At 72.6% G+C, this 26,530-nt stretch carries 19 protein-coding genes and 1 riboswitch; of the genes, 4 read left to right on the forward strand and 15 right to left on the reverse strand.

Annotated features, from left to right (window positions below):
• Positions 1 to 5 precede the first annotated feature (5 nt).
• Positions 6 to 560, forward strand: coding sequence for a hypothetical protein (locus tag MYMAC_RS31555; RefSeq protein ID WP_013937808.1), 555 nt, complete (start codon positions 6 to 8; stop codon positions 558 to 560).
• Positions 557 to 1,198 carry a putative glycoside hydrolase gene (locus MYMAC_RS31560; protein ID WP_013937807.1) on the forward strand — a complete coding sequence of 214 codons (642 nt, stop codon included), beginning with the start codon at positions 557 to 559 and terminating at the stop codon, positions 1,196 to 1,198. The genes MYMAC_RS31555 and MYMAC_RS31560 overlap by 4 nt, the downstream gene beginning before the upstream one ends.
• 101 nt (positions 1,199 to 1,299) lie before the next feature.
• Here the strand turns inward: MYMAC_RS31560 and MYMAC_RS31565 are convergent, their stop codons facing one another.
• Entirely contained in the window at positions 1,300 to 4,074 is a 2,775-nt protein-coding gene (locus MYMAC_RS31565) for a serine/threonine-protein kinase (RefSeq protein WP_275663062.1), read from the reverse strand.
• A 116-nt stretch (positions 4,075 to 4,190) separates the two neighbouring features.
• Between MYMAC_RS31565 and MYMAC_RS31570 the strand changes: the two genes are divergently transcribed.
• Positions 4,191 to 5,219, forward strand: a complete 1,029-nt coding sequence (locus MYMAC_RS31570; RefSeq protein ID WP_095960749.1) for a hypothetical protein — start codon at positions 4,191 to 4,193, stop codon at positions 5,217 to 5,219.
• Positions 5,220 to 5,239: 20 nt separating this feature from the next.
• Here MYMAC_RS31570 and MYMAC_RS31575 read toward each other — a convergent pair whose 3' ends face one another.
• From MYMAC_RS31575 to hprK, 3 genes are all read right to left on the reverse strand, one after another.
• The gene (locus MYMAC_RS31575) at positions 5,240 to 5,842 is read right to left on the reverse strand and encodes a hypothetical protein (protein ID WP_013937802.1); all 603 of its coding nucleotides are present in this window, start codon (positions 5,840 to 5,842) and stop codon (positions 5,240 to 5,242) included.
• Positions 5,843 to 5,962: 120 nt separating this feature from the next.
• Entirely contained in the window at positions 5,963 to 6,826 is an 864-nt protein-coding gene (gene rapZ / locus MYMAC_RS31580; RefSeq protein ID WP_013937801.1) for an RNase adapter RapZ, read from the reverse strand.
• On the reverse strand, positions 6,823 to 7,788 hold the full coding sequence (gene hprK / locus MYMAC_RS31585) for an HPr(Ser) kinase/phosphatase (protein WP_013937800.1): 966 nt from the start codon (positions 7,786 to 7,788) through the stop codon (positions 6,823 to 6,825). Before hprK ends, rapZ begins: the two co-directional genes overlap by 4 nt.
• 194 nt (positions 7,789 to 7,982) lie before the next feature.
• Between hprK and MYMAC_RS31590 the strand changes: the two genes are divergently transcribed.
• Positions 7,983 to 8,333 (forward strand): histidine triad nucleotide-binding protein, encoded by a 351-nt coding sequence (locus MYMAC_RS31590; RefSeq protein ID WP_013937799.1) that lies wholly within the window; start codon positions 7,983 to 7,985, stop codon positions 8,331 to 8,333.
• 16 nt (positions 8,334 to 8,349) lie between these two features.
• Here MYMAC_RS31590 and MYMAC_RS31595 read toward each other — a convergent pair whose 3' ends face one another.
• The 11 genes from MYMAC_RS31595 to MYMAC_RS31645 all read right to left on the reverse strand — a co-directional run bounded on the left by MYMAC_RS31595 (position 8,350) and on the right by MYMAC_RS31645 (position 26,482).
• Positions 8,350 to 10,596 (reverse strand): fused MFS/spermidine synthase, encoded by a 2,247-nt coding sequence (locus MYMAC_RS31595; protein ID WP_095960750.1) that lies wholly within the window; start codon positions 10,594 to 10,596, stop codon positions 8,350 to 8,352.
• A 70-nt stretch (positions 10,597 to 10,666) separates the two neighbouring features.
• Positions 10,667 to 11,446, reverse strand: a complete 780-nt coding sequence (locus MYMAC_RS31600) for an ABC transporter ATP-binding protein (RefSeq protein WP_095960751.1) — start codon at positions 11,444 to 11,446, stop codon at positions 10,667 to 10,669.
• A 4-nt stretch (positions 11,447 to 11,450) separates the two neighbouring features.
• On the reverse strand, positions 11,451 to 15,644 hold the full coding sequence (locus MYMAC_RS31605; RefSeq protein WP_095961756.1) for a protein kinase domain-containing protein: 4,194 nt from the start codon (positions 15,642 to 15,644) through the stop codon (positions 11,451 to 11,453).
• A 179-nt stretch (positions 15,645 to 15,823) separates the two neighbouring features.
• Positions 15,824 to 17,509, reverse strand: coding sequence for an FHA domain-containing protein (locus MYMAC_RS31610; RefSeq protein WP_095960752.1), 1,686 nt, complete (start codon positions 17,507 to 17,509; stop codon positions 15,824 to 15,826).
• 146 nt (positions 17,510 to 17,655) lie between these two features.
• Positions 17,656 to 18,195 carry a QcrA and Rieske domain-containing protein gene (locus tag MYMAC_RS31615; protein ID WP_239989131.1) on the reverse strand — a complete coding sequence of 180 codons (540 nt, stop codon included), beginning with the start codon at positions 18,193 to 18,195 and terminating at the stop codon, positions 17,656 to 17,658.
• A complete protein-coding gene (locus MYMAC_RS31620) occupies positions 18,192 to 18,953 on the reverse strand; it encodes a cell surface protein (protein ID WP_095960753.1) in 762 nt (253 codons plus the stop codon). Before MYMAC_RS31620 ends, MYMAC_RS31615 begins: the two co-directional genes overlap by 4 nt.
• Entirely contained in the window at positions 18,950 to 20,275 is a 1,326-nt protein-coding gene (locus MYMAC_RS31625) for a hypothetical protein (protein WP_095960754.1), read from the reverse strand. The genes MYMAC_RS31620 and MYMAC_RS31625 overlap by 4 nt, the downstream gene beginning before the upstream one ends.
• A gap of 144 nt (positions 20,276 to 20,419) precedes the next feature.
• A riboswitch (cobalamin riboswitch) is annotated at positions 20,420 to 20,632 on the reverse strand.
• 20 nt (positions 20,633 to 20,652) lie between these two features.
• Positions 20,653 to 21,738 carry an iron chelate uptake ABC transporter family permease subunit gene (locus tag MYMAC_RS31630; RefSeq protein ID WP_095960755.1) on the reverse strand — a complete coding sequence of 362 codons (1,086 nt, stop codon included), beginning with the start codon at positions 21,736 to 21,738 and terminating at the stop codon, positions 20,653 to 20,655.
• Positions 21,735 to 22,637: an ABC transporter substrate-binding protein gene (locus MYMAC_RS31635; RefSeq protein WP_095960756.1), complete on the reverse strand. Its 903-nt coding sequence runs from the start codon at positions 22,635 to 22,637 to the stop codon at positions 21,735 to 21,737. Before MYMAC_RS31635 ends, MYMAC_RS31630 begins: the two co-directional genes overlap by 4 nt.
• A 13-nt stretch (positions 22,638 to 22,650) precedes the next feature.
• The gene (locus MYMAC_RS31640; RefSeq protein WP_095960757.1) at positions 22,651 to 24,267 is read right to left on the reverse strand and encodes an MXAN_6577-like cysteine-rich protein; all 1,617 of its coding nucleotides are present in this window, start codon (positions 24,265 to 24,267) and stop codon (positions 22,651 to 22,653) included.
• Positions 24,239 to 26,482 carry a TonB-dependent receptor plug domain-containing protein gene (locus MYMAC_RS31645; protein WP_095960758.1) on the reverse strand — a complete coding sequence of 748 codons (2,244 nt, stop codon included), beginning with the start codon at positions 26,480 to 26,482 and terminating at the stop codon, positions 24,239 to 24,241. The genes MYMAC_RS31640 and MYMAC_RS31645 overlap by 29 nt, the downstream gene beginning before the upstream one ends.
• Positions 26,483 to 26,530 lie beyond the last annotated feature (48 nt).

The following is a 26,530-nucleotide window of genomic DNA, read 5'->3' on the forward strand; positions in this document are numbered from 1 at the left end:
GACGTATGAAGACGTGGCTCCTGCTGGCCTGCGCCGGAGTCGTCACCGGTTGCTACGACCCCGCCAGCTTCGTGTATGGCGAATCGCTGGACGGCCTCACGCTCCAGCTCTACAGCGCGGACGTCGGCATCTACCCCGACACGTCCGTGTTGGAGGACCCGAACAACCCCTTCCGCCTCAGCGCCCCGGGGGCGGAGACGAAGTGGGACATCCAGGCCCAGGCCGGCAGCGTGGCCGCGTTCTATTCGTGGGCCACCGTGCTCGCGCGGGAGCCGGGAGGCGAGGCCCAGTTCTACGTGGGCACCAACCTGCTCGGCGTCTACCAGAACGGACAGGCCCCGCAGGAGGTCCTTCCCCAGGTCCGCCAGCAGGCCATCCGCGCGTACCAGAACATGCTGGACCTGTTCCCGGACGCGGTGACGTACGACGCCACCGGCACCTACGCCTACGATCTGGCGACGCCCGCCTACAAGGGCATCGTCGAGATGGGCGGCGTGGTGCAGGGCGGCTGGGTGCTGATGCAGACGGCCAACGGCACGGAACGGGCGGTGCGGCCATGAAGCGCGCGAGCCTCGCGGTGTGCCTGCTCCTGGCGGCCTGCCGTCCCGACCCGGGCGTGCCGGACTACACGGGCCAGTACGACCGGCCGGACGCGGGCCCTGGGCCCGACAACGAGATGCTCCCCGGCCCCTTCCCGTATGAAGCGGGCCAGCGGCGGCTCGCCGTGGGCCTCTACGAGGGAGGCCGCTCCGAGGACGTGGCGGTGGACGGCGTCAACACGCACATCTATCTCTACGAAGGCACCCTCACCCTGGAGCCCTCCACCACGCGCGTCGAGGGCCTGCAGGCCGAGCTGGTGGTCCACGCGGGCAAGACGTGGCTGGGCTTCGGCGTCCACTGGGACACGCCGCGCAACCTGGACGGCTGGAAGACGCTGCACGTGAGCCTCAACTCGGCCGACCCGGGCTTCGCCAACGTGTCCATTGGCATGAACGACGACGACAGCGTCCAGCTCCCCGCGTCACAGTACGGCTACACGAACGACGGGCAGTGGCACCACCTGGCCATCCCCCTGGCGGACTTCGCCGCGGGCGGCGTGCAGCTCAGCGCGGTGCAGGCCCCGTTCGTCTTCATCGCCGGCGCGGGCGCCGCCGCGGACACGCTCCTGCTGGACAATCTGTACTTCACCGCGGACTGAGCTGCCGTGAATCTCGGTCAAGCGGTTTGGGGCGGGGGCTGCATCCAAGCTCCTGCCTCAAGCCTTCTTCCCGACGTCGTGAGCGTCACCGCCTCCCGTCCCTAGCGGCGCCTCCGCTGCTGGGGACGGACGGGCTTCGCCGCCTTCGTCTCTAGCGGCAGCGCCTCCAGCCAGGCCCGCACCGCCTCGGCTTGCGGCGTCCGGCCCGAGGCCATGAAGCGCTCACGCGCCTTCGCCGCCTCGGTCCGCGCCTCCGCGCCCTGCCCTTCCTTCCACAGCGCCCGCGCGAGCGCGAAGCCGGACTCCCCCAGCGAGTCCTCCTGCGCCCCCGTGAAGGCCACCGCCTGGCGCAGCGGCACCAGCGCCTCGCGCGTGCGGCCCAGCCCCAGCAGGGCCTGCCCCACGCCGTCGTAGGAGTACTGGAGGTCCGCGTCGTCGGGCTCCAACTGGGCGCGCTTCACCGCCAGCGCCTCTTCATAGACTTTCAGCGCCTCCTCGTTGCGCCCCAGCGCGAGCAGGCTCATTCCCTCCTCGTCGAGCGCCTCCGCCAGCTTCAGGTGGTTGTTCCCCAACAGCTCTCGGTGCAGCGCCACAGAGGTCCGGGCATGCGCCAGGGCGCGCACGAACTCCCGCTGCTCGCGATGCGCCATGGACACGCCCTGGTGACGCCGGGCCACGTCCAGGTGCCGCGGCCCCACCGCCGCCTCCGTCTGGCGCAGCGCCTCCTCCATCACTCGCGCCGCCTCCGCGAAGGCGCCCACCTCCAGCAGCACGCGCCCCAGGGAGAACGTCACCCGCGCGCGCTTGGGGTGGCCGGACGGCAGCGCGTCCGCCAGCATGGTGTGGGCCTCCTCCAGCAGCGCGCGAGCCTCGTCCACCTTGCCCTGCATCAGCGCGAGGTTGGCCTCGTTCACCAGCAGGTCCCCCTGAAGCACCGCGTCCCCGCCCAGCCGCAGGAGCGTCGCCCTGCCCAGCCGCGCCCATCGCGTGGCGTGCTCGAAGCGCTCGCGCTCCCCCTCCACATAGAGCAACTTGTTGAGGACGGAGACCTCCAGCCGCTCCGCCCGGCCCGCCGTGGCGTCATAGACGGCCTGCTCCAGGAGCCCCGCGCCCTTCTCCTTCTCGCCCAGCACGGCCTGAAGCCAGCCCTGGTGGAAACGCAGCTCCGCCGTCAGCGGCGCGTACCCAGCGGCCAGCACCCGGGCCTCCACCGCGTTCGCCGCCGTCAGCGCCTGGGGATAGCGGCTGGTGTCCACCAGCGCCTTCACCTCCGACAGCGCGCCCTCAAGGGACTCCAGCTCCGCGCGAAGCGTGGGGTCCGCGGGCCGGGGCTGCTGGCTCGCCAGGGCCTCCACGTCCGCGCAGTCCTCGGGCGAGGGCAACGCATACGCCGCGTCCAGCGCCTTCTCCACGCCCGCCGTGTCCACCTGGGCCAGGGCGCCCACCAGCGCGCGCAGGTCCTTGTGCCGCCGCTCCAGGCACACCACGCGCTGGGTGAACAGCGCCTCCGGCTGCACCTCGTGCAGGCGCGTGGCCTCGCACGCCTCGGTGTGCTGCCGCGCCCAACGGCTGGCATAGGCGTCCAGCACCTGCCCCACCCGGCCCGCCATGTCCCCCGCCAGCGGCTTGCCGGTGGCCGTGAAGGCCGCGGACAGCCGCTGCCGCGCCTCGGGCCCCCAACTGTCCGCCAGGAGCCCCTCCGCGCCCGCGCAGACGTTGGACTGGAACCACAGCCCGCCGCCCACCGCGCCCACCAGCGCCGCCGCGGCCACGGCCACGCCTCCCGCCCTGCGGGCCCGCGCGCGCTGCTGCTCCTGGGACAGCGCCTCCAGCAGCGCCTCCATGGAGGCGAAGCGCGCGTCGGGCGCCAGCGACAGGCCCCGCATCACCGCGCGCCGCACCCAGGCGGGGACGCGTGCGTCACCCGGGGGTTCGTGGATGGGCGAGGGCGCCCCGGGCTCCAGCGGCGCCGTCCGCCGTCCGGGAAGCGCACGCAGCGCCTTCGCCGCGCGCGACAGCTCGTCCGGGTCGAAGGGCCGCTGGTTGTAGAGCGCGCGGTACAGCGCCGCGCAGAAGCTGAACTGGTCCGAGCGCGCGTCCAGGGCCTCGCCCCGGAACTGCTCGGGCGACATGAAGGGCGGCGTGCCCAGGACGACGCCGGCCTCGGTGAGCGGCTCGTGCAGCGGGCGCGAAATCTCCTCCGAGGCGCGCACGCGCGCCAGCGTGGGCTGCTCCTCCAGCGGCAGGTCGTCCACGGGCCGGGCCAGGCCGAAGTCGGTGACGTAGACGCGGCCGTCACGCCCCACCAGGACGTTGGCGGGCTTGAAGTCGCGGTGCACCAGCCCCGCCGCGTGCGCGGCCGCCAACCCGCGCCCCGCCTGGAGGTACTTCTCCAGCACCTCGCGCCAGGAGCGGGGCGTCTCCCGCCGCCAGTCCGCCAGCGTGCCGCCCGGCACCAGCTCCATGGTGAAGAAGACCTGCTCGTCCCAGGTCCCCACCTCGTAGATGGGAATCACGTTGGGATGGGACACGCGGGCCATGGCCTGCGCCTCGCGCAGCAAGCGCGCGCGGCCGCCCTCCTCGTCCGCGGAGCGGGCCTCCACGCTCAACAGCTTGAGCGCCACCTTGCGGTCCAGGTCCGGGTCATAGGCCGCGAACACCGCGCCCATGCCGCCCTGCCCCAGCAGCTTCAGCGGGATGAAGCGCCCCACCCGCTGCCCCAGCGGGCTGGGCGCCACCCACGCCCCGGGCGCCTCGCGCGCGGAGGGAGGCTCCGCCGTGCGCGGCGCAGGGCCCCGCGCATCCGCTGACACAACCTGCGTGGACAGCTCCCGCGAATCCTCCGCCCCCGAGCCCCGGTCATCGGTGTTGGCCATGGCGCAATTGTACCGGGAAGCGAGCGACTTCCTGCGCTCATGAAGGATTCACGCGCAACAGCACACACATCCCTCGGATAATGAAAACAGGCGAAGGTCGTTCGGGAGGGTCCGCCGTGACCAAGACTGTCATCAGCATGTTCAACTCAGCGCGTCAGGCCGTGACAGCCTCGAAGTTCGAATCCTTGTCCCAGCCGCTCCAGGCTTCTGTGTTGAAGGCGCCGCCTGGGCCGGTGGAGGCCGCGCTCGCCAGGCCGGTGGGCAGCCCGGCTCCGGCGGTGTGTCGCGCTCCGGAGGGGGACACCTTCCAGGACACGAAGCCCGCGTCCAGGCGCGTGCCCCGGCTGGCGGTGCCGGACGCCACGGGCGTCAGCGAGCTGCCGTACCTGAGAGATTTAGCGCCGGAGAATGAAGCGGCGCAGGCCCAGGCCTACCAGGGCTGGGCGCCCACGGCGTCGGTCATCGCGCAGCGCTCGGACAGGGGCTGCGGTGAGGCGACGCTGGCCTTCCTGAGCCGGGCGAGCCGCAGCGTGACGAAGGGCAGCCTGTGCGAGCAGCAGGAGCGCGAGTCCGTCCGCGCCCGCGCGGCGGCGGTCAGCGGCCCCCGGTCCGCGAACGCGAAGGTGGGCGTGAATCTGGATGACGGCGCCACGCCGGAGGAGATGTCCACCGCGCTGGGAGGGCTGGGCATCGAAATCACGAACGGCTTCGCCGACTTCAACGCGGCCGCGACGAGCCGCGCCCTGAAGGCGGGCCAGTTCGGCATGGCGCTGGTGGACTCCAACGCCATCCTCAACGGCGCGCTCGCGCCCGAGCAGCAGCGGAGCGGGCCGGGACAGCTCCACTGGGTCACCATCGACGGCATCAACAGCAACGGGACGGCTGACACGTCGGACGACCTGTTCCGCGTGAAGGACCCCGTCAACGGTGAGTACTGGGTGTCCGCGCGAGACTTGGAGGGCGCCGTCCAGTCCGCCCAGCAGCACCACGGCAGTGGCGGCATCTTCGCGCTGGAGAACCGGACCGACGTGGGCAGCACCGCGGAGCGCGACGCGCTGGCCCAGCTCAACCGCGAGCGCACCGCGTCCTTCGCGGACAAGAATGGAGGAGGCAGCAAGCGCCTCAGCCTGGGCGAGTCGAGCTGAGGCGCGCGCCGACGCCCACCTCAATAGGTGTAATAGACAGGCGCCGTGGTGCTGGTGAAGAAGTTGTAATACGTGGCCACGTAGTTGGGGTGGTTGCCCACCTCGCCCGGCAGCGGGCCCCCCTTCGTGCCGTAGACGACCAGCGTCGAGCCGCCGTCCGTCTGGTCCAGCGCGCAGGTGTTCACATGGTTCGTCCCGTACATGACGACGATGTCATGCGTGCGGACCATGCCGAGCGTCGCCGGGTCCACGTGGTTCACCTGGCAGCGGTTCATGGAGCTGCCGCTGGGCGTGGGCTTGTACGAGAAGGCCGTGGCCACGCCGTGGCTGTTGGCCAGGAGCGCGAGGTACGGGGTGTTGTAGGAGCGCCCCAGCGTCACGCTGCCCGCGCCGTGGGCGCACGTACCGGACGCCGCGCGCGTCACGACGATGTCCCAGCTCGGGGGCATGGAGCCGGACACTGGCACGGAGGAGAGGGTGTACGTGCAGCCCCCCGTCGTACCGGTGAGGAGCGCGGCCTCCTGCCCCGCCAGCGCCTCCTGCTCCGGGGACACGTCGGGGGCACCACAGGCGGCCAGGGACACGGCGGCACAACACCAGACGGCGGACTTGAAGACTTGCATGTCAGGGCTCCAGGATGGAGAGGATGGGGACTCACCCCCACCTCCCAAAAGCTGACAGAATCCGTGTCCAGGATTCAACTGGAGCCAACCCCAATGCATTCGCGCTGCAATTTGGCGGCGCTATTCCTTTTCGATGTCCCGGTCCCAGAGCTGGACGCGGGTGTCCTCGTCCGTGAGGCGCCGGGTGAGCTCGGCGGCGATGGCGACGGAGCGGTGCTTGCCGCCGGTGCAGCCCAGGGCCACGGTGAGGTACGCCTTCCCCTCCTTCTGGTAGCGGGGGAAGAGGAAGCGGCAGAGGTCCACGACCTTCTCCAGGAACTGCTGCGTCTCCTCGCGCTCCAGCACGTAGGCGGCCACCTTGGGCACCTTGCCCGTGAGCCCCTTCAGCTCCGGGACGAAGTACGGGTTGGGCAGGAAGCGCACGTCCAGGACGAGGTCCGCCTGGGGCGGCACGCCGTAGCGGTAGCCGAAGGACATGATGGACAGGCTGGGCCCGGCCGCGGGCTCCGGGCTGAAGCGCGCCTGCACCATGCGCTTGAGGTCATGCACGTTCAGCGTGGACGAGTCGATGACCTGGTCGGCCAGCTCGCGCAAGTCCCGCAGCGCCTGGCGCTCCGCCTTGATGCCCTCGGCGACGGTGCCGTTGGGCGCCAGCGGGTGACGGCGGCGCGTCTCGCTGAAGCGGCGGATGAGGCTGTCGTCGCTGGAGTCCAGGAACAGCACTTCCACCTGGTGCCCGGCGCGGCGGACCTCGGCGAGGATGCGGGGCGCGTCCTTGAGGAAGACGCCTTCACGGACGTCCACCACCAGCGCCATGCGCTCGAAGTGGCCGCCCCCCGCAAGCTCCGTGAGCTTGGGCAGGAGCAGCACCGGCAGGTTGTCGATGCAGAAGAAGCCCGAATCCTCCAACGCGCGGATGGCGGTGGACTTACCGGACCCGGACATGCCGGTGATGATGACGATTTGTTTCGCGGGGGCGGTCACTCGACCTCTTCTCCCAGGGTGCGGCGCATCGCCCCTTCGGCGATGGCCCGATTGAGCCGCTCGGCGAACTCTCTCGCCGAGTGGTGGCCCTGTAGCTTTAGCAACTGGTTGCGGGCGGCGACCTCGATGATGGTCGCCATGTTGCGGCCCGGACGAACGGGCACCACCGACAGGGGGATGTCCACCCCCACAATCTGCAGGTGCCTGTCCTCCACGCCCAGCCGGTCGTACTCCTGGTGGGGGTCCCACTCCTGGAGCTCGATGACCAGCTCGATTTTCTTCTGTTCGCGGACCGCGGCGACGCCGAACAGGTCCTTGATGTTGATGATGCCCAGGCCGCGAATCTCCATGTGGTGCTTGATGACCGGGTTGCCGGCCCCGTAGACGGCCCCCTTGCGGCGGGTGACGTCCACGATGTCGTCCGCCACCAGGCGGTGGGCCCGCATCACCAGGTCCAGGGCAATCTCGCTCTTGCCGATGCCGCTCTTGCCCAGCAGCAGGATGCCCACGCCGAACACGTCCATCAACACCCCGTGCAGGCTGCTGGACTCGGTGAGGGCCTCCTCCAGGAAGGTCTGCACCCGCATGATGAACTCGCTGGACAGCAGCGGCGTCTTCATCAGCGCCAGCCCCGCGCCTTCACACGCGGAGACGAGGGCCTGGGGAATCTCCAAGTCCTTGGTCACCACCACACACGCGAGCTCCTCCTCCCCGAAGAGCTTCGCCAGGGCCTCGTGCTGCCGCTGCTCCGACAGCGTGGCCAGGTACGAAATCTCCGTGTTGCCGAACACCTGGACGCGGTGCGGGTGGAGGTGCTCGGTGAAGCCCGCAAGCGCCAGCCCCGGCTTCTGGATGCGCGAGGACACCACGGTGCGGGACAGCCCCCCGCCGCCGGCGACGAGCACCAGCCGCATGTCGTAGTCGCGGTCCTCGAGGAGTTGGGAGATGCGGATGGATTTCATCGTCAGGGCGTGGATATCACCGCTGAGGGCCTTTGAGGGGGACGGCCTTCCTTGGGCCGTCAACGACCCGCTCCCCCTGGGAGGCCGCCCGGGGCATGGCCGCCCCACCGGGAGGCCCACCGCGGCTTCCAGCAGCCAACGGAGGGCCCTGAAGGCCATTCCGTGGGGCTCCCACGGCTGGTAAGCCGGAAAACATGTCCGACTGTCTCTTCTGCAAGATTCGCGACGGGCTCATCCCCGCCAAGGTCGTCTACCGCGACGACGTGTGCCTGGCCTTCGAGGACATCAACCCCCAGGCCCCCACCCATGTGCTGTTCATCCCCAACAAGCACATCCCCACGGTGAACGACATCTCGTCGGAGGACCGCGTCCTGGTAGGCCACCTCTTCACCGCGGCCGCCAAGGTGGCCGAGGAGCGCGGCCATGCGGGCCCGGGCAACGGCTACCGGGTGGTGATGAACACCCACGCGCACGCGGGCCAGACGGTGTTCCACATCCACCTGCACCTGCTGGCCGGGCGCCCGCTGGGCTGGCCGCCGGGCTAGCGGGGAGCACCGGACGTCACTCCGCCCCGGGCTGGGCGGACGCGGGGCCGGGCGGGCCCGAGGCGGCCTCCACGTCCCGGACGCTGGCCGCCGGGCCCGTCCCGCGCCGGAGCACGTGCAGCACGCTGCTCTTCTCGTCCGTCCAGGTGAAGTCGGGCTCGTCCCGCAGGCCCAGGCGGCGCACCCGCGCCGAGGCCCGCGTGAAGGTGGGCCCCCAGGAGAACTCGCGGTCCGGGCTCAGCACCATCCAGTTGCTGCGCAGCGCGTCCCCGTGCGTCTCGTTGACGACCAGGGCCGCGTGCAGCCCCAGCGCCCGCGCGTGCGCCAGCGTCAGGGGCACCAGGTCCAGGTGGACGTTGCTGATGTGCAGCGCCAGCACGCCATGGGGCGCCAGGTGCGCGCGGTAGAGCGCCACCGCCTCCTGGGTGAGCAGGTGCACCGGCACCGCGTCCGAGGAGAAGGTGTCCAGCGCCAGCACGTCGAAGCCCTGGGGGCCGCCGGCCTCCAGCTCGCGCTCCAGGGAGATGCGCGCGTCGCCTTCCACCAGCTCCACCCGCGCCGGGGTGTCCCCCAGGAAGGAGAAGTAGCCGCCCTCGCCCCGCGCCAGCGCGAGGACCGCCGGGTCGATTTCATAGAAGCGCCCGGTGTCCTCCGCCTGGAGCAGCGCGGCGCTGGTGCCCACCCCCAGGCCCAGCACGCCCACGCGCAGGCCCGCCGGCAGGCCCACCGCTTCGCGCAGGCGGCGCTGCTCGGCGATGGCCAGCCCCAGGCCCGCCTCCGGCGTGTAGTACGTCGTGGGCACGCCCCGGCGCTCGGGCGCCACGTACTGGAGCCCGTGGGTGATGGCGCCGTGCAGCAGCGTGAAGCGGTGGTCTTCCGGTGAGCCCACGCCCAGCTCCATCACCCGCACCACGCCGAAGAAGTTGCGCGAGGCGAAGCGGGCGCGGCGCTGTTCGCGGGCCATGGTGTACGTCAGGTGCCCGGCCACCAGGAGCAGCATGGCGCCGCGCAGGACACGCTGGAGGCGCTGCGTCCGCGTCGCCTCGCCCTCCTGCCTTGCCATGCCCACCAGCGCCACGGCGCAGCAGGCGCCCAGCGACAGCGGGTACTCCCAGTAGGCGCTGAAGACGGCGGGGGCCAGCACGCTGATGAGCAGCCCGCCCAGCACGCCGCCCGCGGACACCCACAGGTAGAAGGCGCTGAGGTGACGCGGCGGGGGGCGCAGCCGGTACAGCTCGCCGTGGCACACCATGCAGCCCGCGAAGAGCGCCACCGAGTAGGCGCTGAGCTGGAGCGCGAGCGAGGACTGCGGCCCCTGCGCCTGCGCGTGCGCCACCCCCGCCCCCGAGGCGATGAGCAGCACGGCGTAGACGGTCCGCGAGTAGAAGGACTCGCGGGAGAACGCCAGGATGAAGGTGAGCAGGTAGACGGCCAGGGGCAGCACCCAGAGGAAGGGGCCGGCCGCCACGTCCTGGGAGAGCTGGTTCGTCGTGGCCAGCAGCAGCACCGACGCGCACGTGCTCAGCCCCAGCCACGACAGCGTGGCGCGCACGGTGGGCCGGGCGACGGTGGCGTCCGCCGCGTCCCCGGGCCCCTCCGTCAGGGGCGTGGCCGTCACGGGCGCGGCCGTGGTGGCGACGGGGGCCGCGTCCGGCGGCTGCTTCATCACGTCCAGCGCGCACACGGCGCAGGCGGCGGCGAAGAACACGAAGCCCACGCCCCAGGCCCAGGCCTGGGCGCCCCGGCCCACCCACGGCTCCACCAGGAAGGGATAGCCGAGCAGCGCCAGCAGCGAGCCCGTGTTGGACAGCGCGTACAGCGGATACGGCGAGCGGCCCGGCCGCGCGCGGGCGAACCACGACTGGAGCAGCGGGCCCGTGGTGCTCAACACGAAGAAGGGCAGCCCGATGGTGGTGGCCAGCATCGCCAGCAGCCGGGGCACGGCGAGCCCGGTGCCCTCGGGCCGCCACTCCGGCCCGGGCGCCACCGGCGAACCCGACAGCAGCGCCCGCGCCCCCAGCAGCAGCACCGCCACGGCGAGCAGCCCCAGGTGGAGGCGGGCCTGCGTGCGCGGCGCGAGCCTGGAGGCGAGCCCGTGCGCGTAGGCGTATCCGCCCAGCAGCACCGCCTGGAAGAACAACATGCACGCCGTCCACACGCCGGGCGTGCCGCCGTACCACGGCAGCGAGAAGCGCCCCACCAGGGGTTGCACGCCGAACAGGAGGAAGGCGCTGGCGAAGATGGCGACGGCGTAGCGGGACATGTGGGCGGTCCAGGCTTTCCCGACCGACGCGGTCCGGTCAACTGGCCGGCGTCCGGGGTGCGAAGAAGGTTCAGCGCGGCGCGCGCGGCGCGAAGAGGCGGGCGCCGGAGGGAGCGAGCGCGGTCTCCATGGGCAGCCCGTAGAGCGACTCCAGGGAGGCGCGCTCCAGCACCTCGCCCGCGGCCCCCTGCGCGAGCACCCGGCCCTCCCGGAGGAGCAGCACATGGGTGGCGAAGGCGGCGGCGAGGTTCACGTCATGCAGCACCGCCACCGCGCCCAGCCCCGCGTCCACGCGCGCGCGCACGCGGTCGAGCGAGCCCACCTGGTGGGCCACGTCCAGGAAGGCGGTGGGCTCATCCAGCAAGAGCAGCTCGGGCTGCTGCACCAGACCTCGGGCCAGCATCAACATGCGGCGCTCTCCCCCGGAGAGGGCTTCGGCGGGGCGCTCCGCCAGGTGCGCGATGCCGAGCTCCGTCATCACCTCCCGCGCGAGCGAGACGTCACCCGCGGACGGCAGGCCCCAGAGTCCCAGGTGCGGGCTGCGGCCCATCAACACCAGCTCCAGGCCGCTGAAGCCCTCCGCGGACTCGAACGTCTGCGGCACCCAGGCCACCCGCCGCGCGAGCGCCCGAGGCGCCCAGGCCGCGCGCTCCTGGCCCAGCAGGCGGACCTCGCCGCGCCTCCAGGGCCCCAGCCCCAGCACCGCGCGCAGCAGCGTGCTCTTGCCCGTGCCGTTGGGGCCCAGCACCGCCCACAGCTCGCCGGGGCGCACCTGGAACGCCACGTCGTGGAGGATGGGACGCGGCCCATAGCCCGCGACCAGCGCCCGGGTGACGAGCAGCGGCTCCACGGGACTAGTTCAGCTCCTTCTGCTTCTGCAGCAGGTAGCGCTTCATCGCGCGGACCTTGCGCAGGGCCTCCGGATTGTTGGAGGTGCCCGCGGCCTCCACCTCGCTCCGCACCTCCTCGTATCGCGTGCACCAGAGGCCCAGCACCACGCACGAGTGCACCGCGTTGAGCTTGTTGAAGAGGGCGTTCGTCTCGCGCCACTCCTTCTCCAGCGTGGTGAGCTGCCGGGCGCGCGACGAGCGCACCTTGCGGACCTGCGTGGGTGCGCGCCTGGCCGGAGCGACGTTGTTCTGCTGCGCGCCCAGCGGCGCGAGGAAGGAGTCATCGAGCGCTTCGCCACCCGAGGGCGCCGCGCCCGCCGTGGCGCCGGCTCCCGTGGGCGTGGGGGCGGGCTTCGCAGTGGGCGAGGACGAGGCACCCGGCGCAACCTTCGCCGTGGCCCCCGTTTCCGTGGGCGCCTCCGGCGTGGGCTTGCCGGCCTGCGCCGCGTCTTGCGTGGAGGGCGGGCCGTCCGCGGGCGCCTCCCCCGGAGCGGATGGACGCAGGGGCAGCTCGGGCGGAGGCCCTCGTGGCTCCTCCGGCATGAACCGGCTCAGCCACTGGGTGCGCAGCTCCGGGGGCGCCAGGAAGACGGCGCCACCCACCACCAGGCCGACGAACACCAACGCCAGCACGAGCACCATGGGCCCCTTGCGGCGCGCGGGACGCGCGGGGCGCTCGGGCATCGACGTGCGGCGGGTGTCCTCTTTCGCGATGCGGTCGGCCGAGCGCGTCTCGGGACGCACGGGCATCGTCGTGCGCCGTGTCTCCTCGTTGGACACGAGGTTGATGCGGACGTCGTCGTCGCTCTCGTCCTCGTCTTCCTCCGTCTCCACGGAAGCGGGCGCGGGACGCACCGCGGAGACCGACCCCGTCCTGCGGGCGGTGCCGGCCGGCGCCATCCCCGGGGACGACGCGCGGCCACGGTGCGGCCTGGGCCGGGAGACGCCGGACTTCTCTTCCGCCCCACGCTCCGAGCCTTCCACGTCGCGGAGGAGGCCCGCGTCCAGCACCACGCGCGGCTGCGTGTCGTCGTTGCGGGTGACGCGGGGATCCGTGTCGGCGTAGTGCGCGACGCGGGGCTGCGTGTCGGCGTGACGCTCGGGCCGGGATGGACGGTGGATGCGCGGGTGCGTGTCCGCGTTGGCGATGCGCTGCGCGGCGTCCTCGTGCTCCTCGTCCTCCGTGGAGAGCACAGGTGGCTCGGACGCATCCGCGTGGGAGTGCGCGTCACCCGGAGTGAGGCCGGACTCCTCCGGGGACACGCCCAGGGCCGCGCCCTCCGCGCCGGCCTCATCGGACGTGGCTTCGTCCTCTGGGGACAGGGCTCGTCCGCCATGCGCGGGCGTCGCGTCCACGGCGGGCTCGTCCGGCGGGAGCTCCGGCCGCGGTGACGCCGCCGCGGGAATGGCACGAGAGGGCGCTGCCCCCGACGGAGGCGGCGGTGCGCCCAGCGAGGACACGCCCCGCGAGGGCGTCGTGCCCGCGTGGGGAGCGGATACCGCCGCCATCCCCACCGAGCTCGCCCTGGACGCCGGCGCGCCCGATGCCGCGGGCCCCGCCATGGAAGGCGTGGCGCGCGAGGACGCGCCGTCCTGCGAGTCCACCGCGGGCATGCCTGCTGGAGACATCGCGCGCGGGGACGCGCCGTCCTGCGAGTCCACCGCGGGCATGCCTGCTGGAGACATCGCGCGCGAGGACGCGCCATCCTGCGAGTCCACCGCGGGCATGCCTGCTGGAGACATCGCGCGCGGGGACGCACCATCCTGCGAGTCCACCGCGGGCATGCCTGCTGGAGACATCGCGCGCGGGGACGTTCCGTCCCGCGGGTTCACCAACGGCAGGCCCGTTGAGGACAGTGCCCGCGAGGGCCCACCCACCGCGGGCAGCTCCGCCGAGGACAGGCTGCGCGGAGGCGCAACCGCTTGCGGCCCCTCCACGGAGGGCGGGTCCGCTGAAGCCAGGGAGCGAGACGCCGATACCGCGTCCTCCATGCCCACCGGGGAGCCGTGCTCCGGCGCGGGCCCGCGCGAGGACGTCTCCGCCGCCTCCATGTCCCCGGAGGACATGGCACGGGCCGCAGGGGACGACTCCAGGGAGCGGGACGCCGCCGCCAGGGCCTGGGACGGCGTCGCGCCAGGAGGAGGTGGCGGCACGGCGGCCATCACCACCGATGCCGTTCGCGCCGGCGCGCCCGTCGAAAGCGAGGGCACCGCCTGAGAAGGCGTCGCTCCCGGTGGCGGCGGAGCCACGGCGGCCATCACCACCGATGCCGTTCGCGCCGGCGCGCCCGTCGAAAGCGAGGGCACCGCCTGGGAAGGCGTCGCGCCAGGAGGCGGCGGCGGCACGCTGAAGGCCCCCGCGCGCTCCCACGAGGGCGGCGGCTCATCCGGAATCACCGCGTCGGCGGACGCCTCCGGCGGCTCCGCGTCCACTGAATCGTCGGACAGCGGGTCTTCAGGCGCCTCGTCGCCGTCATCCCACCCCGCGCCCTCCAGGAGCTCAACGGAGGGTGTCGAGGCCAGGGCCGGCGCGCGCGGGGACGGCGCCGGCTCGGGCACGTTGACCGCGGGCATCACCACGACGCCGGTGCGCGGCAACACGGCGCCGGACGCCTGGGCCTCGCTCCCCGAGGACGAAGCGCGGGCGCTCGCCGGGGTGAGCGGCGCACGCTGCGGCGCGCTCGAGTCAACGGCCCTGCTCCGCGGGGGCTCGGCCTTCGGATTCGTCGGCTCCCCGCGGACGTTCGGCGCCTCGGAAGACGGCTCGCCCAGGCTCGGCATCGCCAGCTCGGTGGGCCGCAGATGCGAAGGGAGCAGCGCCCGCGCGGCGGCCACGCCGGGAGGAACCGCCTCGGCCGGCATCGACGTCATCTGGATTTCGCGCGTCATCGCGGGCGCGCGCGGAATCGAAGCCCCCGAACCGCCTCCACGAACGAAGGCCTCGGGCCCCACCTCCACCGAAGGGGCCGTGTCCTCGTGGCGCGCGCGGCGAGCCCGCGCCTCCTCCTCCAGCGCCTCGATGGGAACCGCGGGCCGGGTGGACTCGTCCATCGGGACGCCCGGACGCGTCTCGCCATCCGTCACCGGCCCTCCGCCCTCGCGGCTGCGAGGCGTGGGGAAGAACGACAGCGGCTCCACCGGGCCATCCAGGCGGATGGTCTTCGGCGGCAGCGTCGCGTGCGTCATCTTCGGCAGCAGCGGATCATCCGGCATCGACGCGAGCGCCCGGGACTCCTCCGTGGACAGGCGCGGCACGTCCTTGAGGCTCGCCAGCAGCCGGCGCTCGGACTGGAAGTCCGCGGAGAACAGCTCGCGCATGAAGCGGCTGACGCTCTCCGGGCCCGCGCTCGAATCAATCTCCATCAGGCAGGCCTGGAGCCGCCCGCGGAACTCCTCCGCCGTCTGGAAGCGCTGGGACGGGTCCACCGCCAGCGCCTTGGCCACCAGCGCCGTCACCACGGGCGGCGTGAGCGGCTCCACCTCGTCCAGCGGCTTGATGCGCGGGTTGGCCACCAGGGACATGAGCTCGCCCGGGTGCACGCCGTCGAAGGGGTTCTTCCCGCAGATGAGCTCGTAGAGGCACAGCCCCACCGCGTACAAGTCACTGCGGCGGTCCACCGGCTGGTGCCGCGCCTGCTCCGGCGACATGTAGAGGAACTTGCCCAGGATGATGCTGGGGTTCGTCTTCGCGGCCGACAGCCGGCTCTTCGCGAGCCCGAAGTCGATGACCTTCACCTCCCCCTCGTAGGAGATGAGGATGTTCTGCGGCGAGATGTCCCGGTGGACGAGCTTCAGGTCCTCCCCGTCGTCGTCCTTCTTCCGGTGCGCATAGGCGAGCGCGTCCAGCACCCGGCCCATGGTGTAGAGGATGAACGTGACGGGCAGCGGCATCTGCCGGTCGCGCACGCGGGCGGCCACCTTGCGCAGGTCCTTGCCGTCCACGTGCTCGAGCGCCATGTAGGCCTCGCCCTCGTGGAGCCCCATGTCCAGCACCTGGGCGATGGAGCCGTGGCTCAGGCGGACCAGGGTGCGGGCCTCGCCCACGAAGCGCTCGACGAAGTCCGTGTCCGCGGCGAGCTGCGGCAGGATCTTCTTGATGACGCAGAGCTTCTCGAAGCCCTGCGCCCCCTCCAGCCGCGCGAGGTAGATTTCTCCCATGCCCCCCGTCGCCAGGTGCGACAGGAGCGTGTACCGGCCAAAGGGCTGGGGCCGGAAGGGTCTCAACCGGGCGGGTTGGGTCGACGAGTTCATGCGGTGCGGGGGTTCACCACGACGGGGTCCGCATTGAACCCTGTCCCGCTACGTCCCAGCAACCCGTCAACCGGACGCGGGCCACCTCAGCGGATGCCCGGGTTGGTCAGCATGCCTACATCCTCTTCAATCACCTCGAAGGCCGCTACCTTGTCCTTCGGGGGGCGGATGAGGCGCTCGCCCAGCGGCTGGACGTCGAAGCGAGCGCTGACGGTGGCCAGGACCTTGCCGGTGATGAGCACCTGGCCGGGGCTGGCGGTGGCCGCGAGCCAGCCCGCGATGCTCACGCCCTCCCCCACCACGGTGTAGTCCGGGCGCGCCTCGGTGCCGATCATCCCCACCAGGGCCCGGGTGCTGTGCAGGGCGACGCGCAGCTCGCAGCGCTCGTCCAGGGGCCGGCGCGCCATGGCCCGCTCCCACTCGGCCCGCAGCGCCAGGGCGGCCCGGACGGCGCGCACCGAGTCCTCGCCCTTCACGTAGGGGACGCCGAACAGGGCGCGCAGGGACTCGCCCCGGAAGCCCTCCACGGTGGCCTCGAAGCTGTAGACGATGCCGCTCATCCGCGCGTGGAAGTCGTTGAGCATCTGCGTGGCGCGCGCCGCGCCGATGCGCATGCACAGCACGGAGAAGCCCACCAGCTCCGCGTGCAGGATGGTGAGGTTGCGCTCCTCCAGGCCGGGCAGCTTGCCGCCCTGCTTCTGGGCCTCGGCGGCGCGGCGCTCGGCCACGTCCGGCGGGTGGAAGCGCTCCAGGTTGCGCCGCAGCCGCTCCACCACGGGGCTGCCCTCGCGCGGGGAGAACTTCTGCACGCCCGTGGCCACCAGGTGCGCCACCGCGGTGCAGGTGTCCAGCAGCGTCTCCACGCTGGAGTCGCCCTTGGCCGACAGGTTGACGTAGAGCACGCCCGCGTAGGGAGGCTCGGCGCCAATGGGGATGCACAGCACCCGGTCCACGCCGTAGAGGATGACGCTCTCCCGGCCCGCGAAGCGGCGGTCATCGCGCACGTCGCCCACGGCGAGCGCGCGCCCCTGCCGCAGGGCCTCGTCGACGATGGCGTCCGAGACGGGCACCTCGCCCTTGGCCAGCCGGCCCCGGTGGCGCACGGCGGCGGGCACCATGGGGCCCGTGGCGTGCTTGAGCAACACCACCGCCGTGGTCGCGTCCGTGACCTCCAGCAGCCGGTCCATGGTGGCGTCCAGGAAGGACGACAGCGTGGTGGCCGAAGAGAGCGCCTCCGCGGTGCGGAACAGCAGCACCAGCGTCTCCTGGCCCACGCGCGGACTGGCGGCCGGCAACGGCGCGGACGAAGAGAAGCTGTCGTCGAAGGAGACCGGGCCCACGTTGTCCAGGAGCCGCAGCACGTCCGCGTCACGCACGTTCTTCGCCAGGAGGACGGATGGCCCCACGTCCTGGCCGTGGCCGAAGCGCACGACGCCGCCCGCGCCCAGGTCCACCATCTCCGTGGCCGCGTTCTCCACGGTGTTGGGCTGGCGGACGGAGAGCACATTCTCGCCCAGCGCCACCGAGTCTCCGGCGACGAGCTGCCGCGAGCCCTGCAAGGGCGCGCCGTTGATGCGGCTGCCGTTGCGGCTGCCCAGGTCCTCGATGCGCAGCACGTCGCCATCGACGTAGAGCCGCGCATGCCGGCGTGAGACGAGGTCGCCGCCCAGGACGATGTCGTTCTCGTCCGCGCGGCCGAGGCTCGTCACGCCCTCAGGCAGATCGTACGACGTGTCGAAGTAGCCGGGCCCGTTGATGATGATCTGCCACATCGAATGCCCGACATTACACGACTCTCCCGCCTGTTGAGAGAAGGAGACGATGACTCATCGCGGGTACCCACCCACCCGGCCTCAAGGCGAGGCGGCACCCCGCACCGCGTCATTCACCAGGAGTGAGCGCCCGTGCGAACGTCCGCTCAGCGGGGGCGGTGGATGAAGAGGGAGTCGCCTTGACGCACCACGGGGAAGGCCGCGAGCGGCCGGGTCGCGGGGCCGTTCAGCACCTGCCCACCCTGGGTGAAGCGGGAGCCATGGCAGGGGCACTCCATGACGCCGTCCTCTGGCACCCAGCTCACGACGCAATCACCGTGGGTGCAGATGCGCCAGAGCGCCGTGTAACAACCGGGTGACGCGTGGACCACCACCACGTCCAGCAGCGCCCGGGGAACGCGGACTTCCGAAGCGCCGCCGGGGGCCGCCAGCGCGGGATGATCCGCCAGGGAGACCTCCACCCAGTCCGCGCCCGGCGGCCCGGGGACCGGCGGAACCGCACAGGCCGGGCCCGGCCCTCCCGCGTCGGGAGGGTCGAGCACCACGGCCTCCCGCCACCCGTCGCCGCACCCCGCGCCGAACGCCGCCAGGGCACAGGTGCCCTTGAGCAGCGCGTGGAGCGCGGCGCGGCGGTCCACCTCCCCCGTCGTGGACAGGGGACATGGCCGTGGCGGGAGCCGCTTCACGGCGTGCCGCTCCGAAGCGACTCGCCGTTCACCACCGCGACGGCATCCAAATCGAAGCCCCCGGAGGTGCCGCCGTAGCGGTTGTTGCCCGCGTCGACGATGCGCACGTACCGCGCGCGGCGCAGGCCCACCGTCGCCAGGTCGAAGCCGTCACCGCCCGCCACCGCGGGGTCGGTGGCGCTGATGCCGTTGGCCGGGTTGGCATGGACCGGAGTCACCCCCGCGCACCCCGGGTAGCCGCCCTCGGCGTCGGTGGTGGCGCACGGGAACGGGTGCCAATTAACGCCGTCGTCGCTGACGGAGACGATGCCCCGCTCCGAGTACGTCGACCCATCCGCGACGAGGAAGGCGTTCTCGAACACGAGCAGGTCCACGCCCGGCCCATCCACCACCGCGAGGTCGGTGAAGCGCAGGACGATTTCGCCGCCCCGCCCCAGCGAGAGCACGTCCAACGAGCCGTTGTCCGGCCCAAGCCCCGACGGCGGCCCGAGCACGATGTCCGGGAAGCGGTCCTGCCCGAAGCCCGCGGAGTCGCCGGGCTCGAACGAGACGACTTCGTCCGCGTACGGGTCCTCGGGCGGCAGGCCGGCATCGGGCTCCAGCGGTGTGGAGCCATCCGGCTGTCCCGCATCGTCTCGCGCGGGGTCCGTACCAGCGTCGTCGTCGGCGATGGAGGAGCCGTCGCCACACGCGGTGGTGCCCAGGAGCACGGCGAGCGCCGTGCCCCAGGCCAGGCGGTAGAGGCCGCGCAGTCTCACTGGACGGTCCGGATGCGGACCAGCCGCTCGCCGTTCATGTCCTCGATGCCCACCAGCAGGTCAGCGCCCAGGTGGGTCATCTGCGTCACGTAGGTGCACTGGTCCACGAACGACAGCACCGGCGTGCGCTCGCCGATGGTGACCGAGCCAGGGGTGGCGTCCTCGGAGAGGGCGTAGCGGGACACATCCGTGGTGACGAATTCATAGGTCGCGTTGTAGGCGCCGCGCTTGACGACGACGCCATCACCGAAGGTGGCGGCCGCGTTGAAGTTGCTGCCAACTTCGAGCGGGTGCTGCGCGTCCAGGGCGAACGGCGTGCCGGAAGAGAGCGCCGCGCTCACGACGGAGGGCGCCACCGCGTAGGCCACGTTGGTGTAATCCGGCGCAGCGGCGAAGCCGAACACCGAGATACCGTTGTTCGCCACGGCGCTGAAGCCATTGCCACCCGCGGTCTCCGGGAAGCTGGCCACCTGCTCGGAGGCAACGGGGTCCGCGGAGGTCACCAGCGCGTAGATTCCGAAGCCGTCCACGTCGGACAGCCCCATGCTGTTGATGAGGAACGCGGACGTCGCGTCGGCCGTGAACGCGACGGCGGACATGTTGCCCGGCGAGTTGACGTAGCTCGAGTTGCCAGGGGTGGCGATGTCGAAGAGCGAGACCGTGCCCACCGCGCCCGCCTTCGTGTAGCCGGCGAGCAAGCGCTCGGCGTCATACACGAGGAAGCCATTCGGGTAGATGCCTGACGTCGCCCCACGGTCCTCGGGGGCCAGGACGTCGAACAACGACTCGGAGGAAGGCGTCAGGTCCGGCCAGATGCCCAGCGAGTGGATTTCCGCGTGCATGAACCCGCGCACGGCGTAGACGGTGTGCGTGGGGCCCGGCGTGACGGCCACCGCCAGCACGTCGTCCGGCATGGGCGCGGAGCCCGCCGTCTCGAAGCCCGCCTCGAGCTGGAGCGTGCCGAGCACCGGGTCGTGCGCCGCCGACTCACACGGGTGCCCCGTGCCGGCGTCCGGGTCGGTGCCGGCGTCCGGCTCCGTGCCCGCGTCCGGCTCGGTCCCCGCATCCGGCTCCGTCCCCGCGTCGGGCTCGGTGCCCGCGTCCTCCTCGGGGAGCTGCTGGATGGGCCGCGTCTCACACGTCTCCTCGGCGCACGTCCACTGCTGGCCCGCGGGAGCCGGGCCGTTGTCGTTGCGGCAGTCGAAGGCGTCCACGCATTCAGAGCCGCAGCCCGTCGTGGCAACCGCCAGCACCAGGCTGGCCGTGGCGAACATCAGGGACTTCGTGCGGGCTCCTACGCGCTTCACATCGGCGTGCTTCATCGGTGTCCTCACTCCCTCTTCCGCCCCCACGGGCGAATGGGCTTCCAGGAGGACACGGCCGAAGGCAGAGCCCCGGCGGACCGCTCGCGCCGGACAGCACCCGCCCCCGCCGCCTCCCCTCGGAAGCCTCGGTGATGTCCGTGCCAGGGGCACGGGTCTTCGGCAGGTTTTCGGACTCGCAGGCGCGGATGCCCGGAGGCACCCACCTACTTGCCGTCGCTTCCCAGCCCGCTGCGGGCCAGTGCTTCTCGTGACGGCGTTCGTTCCTGCTCACCGCTGCGGGGCAGTCCCGGATTCACACCGGGTTCCCTTGAGTCACCGTGGCTGCACGGGGACACCGAGGACGCCGGCGGGGATATGGCGGGTGCAGGCCATTGTCAATGACTGGCGCCCAGCCGCACCCGCCGGCGCAGCAGCGCGAGGAACAGCGGACCGCCCAGCAGCGCGGTGACGACGCCCACGGGGGGCTCGGCGCCGAAGAGCGGGAAGGCCAGCCGCGCCAGCAGGTCCGACAACACGAGGAAGGCCGCGCCGCCCAGCGCCGACAGCGGCACCAGCAGCCGTTGGTCCGGGCCGATGGCCAGCCGCAGCAGGTGCGGCACGATGAGCCCCACGAAGCCAATCAGCCCCGTGAGCGCCACCGCGCCCGCGACGCTCGCGCTGGAGGCCAGCAGCAACCAACGGCGCGTGGACGCCACCGGCACGCCCAGCGACGCCGCGTCATCGTCGCCCAGCGACAAGAGGTTCAACCGCGCGGAGAGCACCCACATGACGCCAATGGCGCCGGCCTGGAGGAGCGCGGAGAGCGCCAGCGTGGCGCCGCGCTCGTAGCCCAGCGCGCCCGCGAGCCAGTAGAGGATTTCCCCCAGCCGGTCGGGCTCGGACAGCGTCTTCACCAGGGTGATGGCCGCGGAGGCGAAGGCGTTGAACACCACGCCCGTGAGCAGGGCCGCGTACGGGGCGCGCGACGCGGCTCCCCGGCTGGCGGAGAGGACGAAGAGGATGGCGGCCCCCGCGCCCAGGAAGGAGAAGAGCGCGGGCGCGGACAGGCGCGCCAGGGCGCTGCCCATCCCCGGCGCCACATCCGCCACGGTGGCCAGCCCCACGGCGAGCGCCAGCGTCGCCCCCAGCGCGGCGCCTCCGGACACCCCGAGCACGAACGGGTCGGCCAGCGGGTTGCGCAACAGCCCCTGGAGCGTGGCGCCCGAGGCCGCCAGCCCCGCCCCCACGATGCCGCCCAGCAGCGCGCGCGGCAGGCGCAGCGACCAGAAGATGACGGCGTCGGTGGAGGCCGGGTCCGTCAGCGCGGCGGTGAGGGAGATGGACTGCTCACCGAAGCGCACGGCCACGGCCAGGCTGGCCGCCGCCAGCACGAGGAAGCCCCCGAACCACTTCACCGCGCGCGAGGTCCGGAAACCTCCCGCTCCACCAGGTGCACGCAGGGATGTCGCGGGCTCGCTCACGGCGCGCCCTTACCCGTTCCTTCCGGATGCAGCAAACGGAAGAGCTCCTCCAGGCCCCGCCCCAGCGAGGGGCCCGGCTGGAGCAGCGCCAGGGACGGCACGTCCACCCAGCGCGCGCCGGACAGGCCGGGCAGCGCGCGCAGCTTGTCCTTGCCCACGTCCACGTCCGCGGCGTCCACCACCACGGTGGCCCGGGCCCGCACCGCGCGCTCCACCGAGTACACCGGGTACGCGGAGCCCGCGTCCGCCGCCACGTTGAGGCCGCCCGCGTCGCGGACCAGCTCGTCCGCGAAGGAGCCGGGCCCCGCCACCACGAGCGGCTCGAAGCCGTAGACGAACAGCACGCGCGGCGCGGGCAGCGTCCTCGCCGCCTCCCGGATGCGCGCGCGTGTGGCCTCGATGCCGGCCACCACCGCCTCCGCCTCCTTGTCCCGCCCCAGCGCCTTCCCCACCGCGCGCATGGCGGCGAGCACGTCCGGCACGGAGTGCAGCGGCAGGAGCAGCACGGGCACGCCCAGCTCCGCCATCTTCTCCACGGGCCGCTGGTTGCCCGGCCCGGGCTGCACCAGGACCAGGTCCGGCTTGAGCGCGATCACCGCCTCGACGGAGGGGTCCGTGAAGCCGCCCACGCGCGGCAGCTTCGCCACCGCCTTCGCCTCGTCGAAGCGGGACACCCCCACCAGCGTGCTCCCCGCGCCCAGGGACAGCACCATCTCCGACAGCGAGGGCGCCAGCGTCACCACGCGCCGCACCTTGGAAGGCACGGGCGGCCCCAGCGTCCGAGGCCCCGCCGCCTTCTCCGCCGCGCCCGCCGTGACGGACAGCAGGCACAGCACCGTGGCGAGCAGGACGGCCCCGCCGGAGCGAGGACGCGAGGTGTGAATCATGTTCATCGGCATGGCGTGCGCGTCCTCAGTGCAGCGCGGTGACGTCAATGGCATTGGACACGGGCCGGCGCGAATCCACGGGGCACGCCTCCAGCGCGGGGCCCTGCGCCTCTGGTGACGAGGAGCCGCGGCGCTCCACCAGCCGCCCGTCCTCCACCGCCACCACGAACACCCGGCCCGCGTTCGTGTCCGCCAGGTACACCGCGCCCTCCGCCACCGCGAAGCGGCTGGCCACGGAGAGGCGGCACCCCGGCGCGCCCGGCTCACAGCCCGCCGAGAGCACGTAGGCCGCCACGGGCGCGTCGTCCTTCACCAGCACCAGCCCGGAGCCGCGCACCGCGCTGGCGCTGTGTCCGTTGGCTTCGTCGTACTCGGCCTCGCCCAGGCAGGCCACCACGAGCTGGTTCCCCACGGCCTCCACGTACCCCGCGTTGAGGCAGTCCGCGGCGCCCAGGTCGATGGCGCTCACGGCGCCGCTCACCGGGTCGATTTTCGCGAGCATGCCCGGGCCGTTCGGCTTGTAGCCGTCGTACGGGTTCAGGTTGGTGAGGGCCACGTACACGCCTGACGCGCTCGCCACGGCGGAGTACGGCAGCGGCAGCACCGTGCCGCCGTCGAAGGGCTTCAAGTCCAGCCCGGTGAGCGAAATCGTGTCCACCTTGCGCGGCTGCTCGGGGTTGGAGATGTCCACGCGGGCGACGGCATTGCCGAACTGGAACATGGAGCCGCCCGTGCCGAACAAGGGGACGTACAGCGTGGTGCCCCACTTCGCGATTGCCTGCGGGCTGGTGTTGGCCCCCAGGTTCACCTGCGTCACGGAGCGCAGGCCCAGCCCTCCGCCATGGGCGGGCCCCTCCCGCTTGAGCACCTGCAGGGTGTTGTTCACCGAGTCCACGACGTAGACATAAGGCGGGTCCACCAGGATGTCGTTGGGTGAGCCCGCCACCCCGCCCAGCGAGTCCTCCTCCACCACCGTCCCCAGCGCGCCACCGGCCGCCTGGAGCAGCTTGGAGGACGTGGCGTCCGCGGCGAGCACGAAGCCGTCCCAGGACGCGAGCGCCTGCACGCCCGAGCCGAACTGACGCCGGGGCCCCAGCAGGTTCGTCTCCGCCTGGATGCCCACGAGCTGCCCGTTGGTGTAGCAGGCCGCGACCAGGTCGTAGCCACACCGGCCCTGGTGGCACTCCTGCACGTCCGGGCAGAGGTTCCCGCAGGCGCCGCAGTTGCCCTCGTCCACGAGCACGTCCACGCACGAGTCCCCGCACCGCTGGCGCCCCTCCGAGCACGCCTCGCGGCAGACGCCGGTCTCACACACGAGCCCGGCGGCGCACGCGTTTCCACAGGCGCCGCAGTGGGCCGCGTCACTCGCCGTGGCCACACACGCGCCGCCGCAGGACTCCGTCCCCGGGCGGCATCCACAAGCGCCGTCCTGACAGGTCTGCCCGTCACCGCAGGCGTTGCCACAGGCGCCGCAGTTCGCGGCGTCCCCACGCAGGTCCACACACGCCTCGCCGCAGACGGCCAGGCCGGGGGTGCACACCGCGCCCTCCTCCGGGCACCCGGTGAGCAGCAGCGCCGCCACGGCCGCCAGCAGCAGGGGCGGAAGGAAGGGCTCAGGGGACAGGGGACGCGGGCGAGTCATGGGGCTCCCGAGTGGAAGAAGACGGTGACGCGCCAGGCTCGAGCGCCACCGCGAGCGTCACGTAGACGGCGCGCCCCGGCAGCGGGAAGCCCGTGAAGTCGAAGGTCCGGACGTCGAGGAGGTTCTTCAGCTCGACGGACAGCGTGACGTCCGGACCGCGCAGCACGGTGCTGGACGCGCCCGCGCTCACCAGCGTGCGCGACGGCAGGTCCAGCGAGCCGGTGCGGTTGATGCGCTGCGCGGACTGGTAGAGCACCTCGGCGCGCGCGTTGAGCCAGTCCGGCCCCGCGCGCACCCGCCCCACCCACTTGTGCCTGGGCCGGTACGGCAGGTCCTCGCCGAAGAAGCGCGGGTCGCCGTACCGGTTCTCCGTGCGCAGGTACGTGTAGCCGGTGCTGGCCAGCAGCCAGGAGAAGGGCCGCGCCTCGCCCTCCAGCTCCACACCCCACACACGCGCGGTGTCGAAGTTGTACGGGCGCGCCATCAGCGGCGGGTACAGCTCATAGGCGATGAGGTTTTCGTACAGCGCCGCGAAGCCGCCCAGCGTGAAGGCCCAGCGCGGCGCGGCGGCCTCGCTGTCTTCCGTGTCGGAGCGCCACATCACCGCCGCGTCCGCGTACAGGGCGCGCTCGGGCTTCAGCCCCGGGTTGGGCAGCAGCGTGCCCTGGCGGATGTACAGCTCCAGGAAGGACGGCGCGCGGTGGGACTGCCCGGCGTTGGCGCGCAGCCCGAAGCCGCGTCCCAGCTCGACGGAGGCCCCCAGCTTCGGCGACAGCAACCAGTACGGCCCCACCCGCTCCAGCCGCATCGAAGGCACCACGTCCAGCCGGCCGTCGAAGAGCCGCACCTCGTCCATGGCCATGACGCTGGCGCGCCACCACGCGGCGGACTGCGCGTCCCGCGCCTGCGTGACGCGCTCCCCGGACGTCGCCACGGTGACGGTGAGCGACTGGTGCTCGCCCAGCGGCCCTCGGCCCTCCAGCTCCACGCCGCCCACTGAGTGCCGCTGCGCGCCGCCCGCGCCCGGAATGAGGCCCGTCACCTCCAGCCCGTCACGCCGGAAGAAGCCTCGCGCGCTGCCCTGCCCCAGCCCGTCGAGCATGCCCGACCAGCGCAGGCCCAGTGCCAGCCGCCCCAGCGCCTGGTCTCCGGTAGACTGGGGGTTCTGCACGGTGCCGGGAATCGCGCGGTCCTCCAAGGAGAGCTCCGCGAGCGCATCCAGCCGCGAGCCGCCATCCAGCCGGGTCCGGTAGCGCAAGAGCGCGCCGCCGCCCCGCGCGTCGTTGCGCGCACGCCGCTCGGAGACCTGGGGATTGCCGTCCACGGCGGGGAGGTCGTCCACGTCGTAGGCGAAGTCGCCGTCCGAACGGCCCGCGTGCACGAGCAGCAGCGCCTGTCCGCCCAGCAGCGGGCCCGTGGCGGCCACGTGGCCCAAGGCCGTGTTCCAGCTCCCGTAGGTCACCTCGCCGCTGGTGCGGAAGTCCGGCCCCGGCGCGCGGGTGATGATGTTGATGGCGCCGCCCAGCCCGCCCGAGCCATAGCGCGCGCCCGCGCCGCCTCGCAGCACCTCGAAGCGCTCCACCAGCGCGGAGGGGATGAGCGACAGGTCCGACAGGCCGCCCGCGCCGTTGAGCGGGATGCCATCCAGGAACACGAGCACGCCGTTGGACGACGCGCCGCGCACCACCAGGCTCTTGCTCTGGCCGTAGCCTCCGGAGTCCTGCACCGCGAGCCCCACCGAGCCCACGAGCAGCTCCGCGGTGTCGCGCGCCTCGCCCGCCCGCTCCCGCGCATTGATGACGGTGATGGCGCCTGTCGGGTCCCTCCGCTCCGGGGATTCGGGCGGAGGCGGCGTCCTGCCGCGAACCACCGTGGTGCGCGCGGGGGAAGAAGCCGCTTCAGCGTCGGGCGGAGGCGCGGCTTCGGTGGTGCGCGTGGCACCTGGCCCGGGTGCAGAGTCAGCGTCGGGCGGAGGCGCGGCTTCGGTGGTGCGCGTGGCGCCGGGCTCGGCTGCGATGCCGTCACCGCGCGGAGACGCGGCCTCAAGCGCAGCGGCATCCCCATCCCGCGAGCGAGCGTCCTCGGCCGTCGAAGCAGCGGACACGTCCCTCACGGCCCCGCTCGGAGCCGCCGCCTCGGAAGGTCGCGCCCAGACGGGACGTGGGAGGCTGAGCGCCAGGCACACCACAGGCCCGGCGAGGAAGGTCCACCGCATGCTCCGCCTTCCGCTCCCTCCGTCGAAGAGAGAAGGCCAACCGCCCGG

This window comes from Corallococcus macrosporus DSM 14697 (assembly GCF_002305895.1).
GTDB lineage: Bacteria > Myxococcota > Myxococcia > Myxococcales > Myxococcaceae > Myxococcus > Myxococcus macrosporus.

What these genes read in the sequence shown, in the direction of transcription:
- MYMAC_RS31635 (WP_095960756.1), bottom strand. Translation starts at nt 22,637, where the DNA reads ATGCCGATGAACATGATTCACACCTCGCGTCCTCGCTCCGGCGGGGCC.
- MYMAC_RS31645 (WP_095960758.1), bottom strand. Translation starts at nt 26,482, where the DNA reads ATGCGGTGGACCTTCCTCGCCGGGCCTGTGGTGTGCCTGGCGCTCAGC.
- MYMAC_RS31590 (WP_013937799.1), top strand. Translation starts at nt 7,983, where the DNA reads ATGTCCGACTGTCTCTTCTGCAAGATTCGCGACGGGCTCATCCCCGCC.
- MYMAC_RS31640 (WP_095960757.1), bottom strand. Translation starts at nt 24,267, where the DNA reads ATGACTCGCCCGCGTCCCCTGTCCCCTGAGCCCTTCCTTCCGCCCCTG.
- MYMAC_RS31595 (WP_095960750.1), bottom strand. Translation starts at nt 10,596, where the DNA reads ATGTCCCGCTACGCCGTCGCCATCTTCGCCAGCGCCTTCCTCCTGTTC.
- MYMAC_RS31605 (WP_095961756.1), bottom strand. Translation starts at nt 15,644, where the DNA reads ATGGGAGAAATCTACCTCGCGCGGCTGGAGGGGGCGCAGGGCTTCGAG.
- MYMAC_RS31610 (WP_095960752.1), bottom strand. Translation starts at nt 17,509, where the DNA reads ATGTGGCAGATCATCATCAACGGGCCCGGCTACTTCGACACGTCGTAC.
- MYMAC_RS31555 (WP_013937808.1), top strand. Translation starts at nt 6, where the DNA reads ATGAAGACGTGGCTCCTGCTGGCCTGCGCCGGAGTCGTCACCGGTTGC.
- MYMAC_RS31625 (WP_095960754.1), bottom strand. Translation starts at nt 20,275, where the DNA reads ATGAAGCACGCCGATGTGAAGCGCGTAGGAGCCCGCACGAAGTCCCTG.
- MYMAC_RS31575 (WP_013937802.1), bottom strand. Translation starts at nt 5,842, where the DNA reads ATGCAAGTCTTCAAGTCCGCCGTCTGGTGTTGTGCCGCCGTGTCCCTG.
- MYMAC_RS31565 (WP_275663062.1), bottom strand. Translation starts at nt 4,074, where the DNA reads ATGGCCAACACCGATGACCGGGGCTCGGGGGCGGAGGATTCGCGGGAG.
- MYMAC_RS31560 (WP_013937807.1), top strand. Translation starts at nt 557, where the DNA reads ATGAAGCGCGCGAGCCTCGCGGTGTGCCTGCTCCTGGCGGCCTGCCGT.
- hprK (WP_013937800.1), bottom strand. Translation starts at nt 7,788, where the DNA reads ATGAAATCCATCCGCATCTCCCAACTCCTCGAGGACCGCGACTACGAC.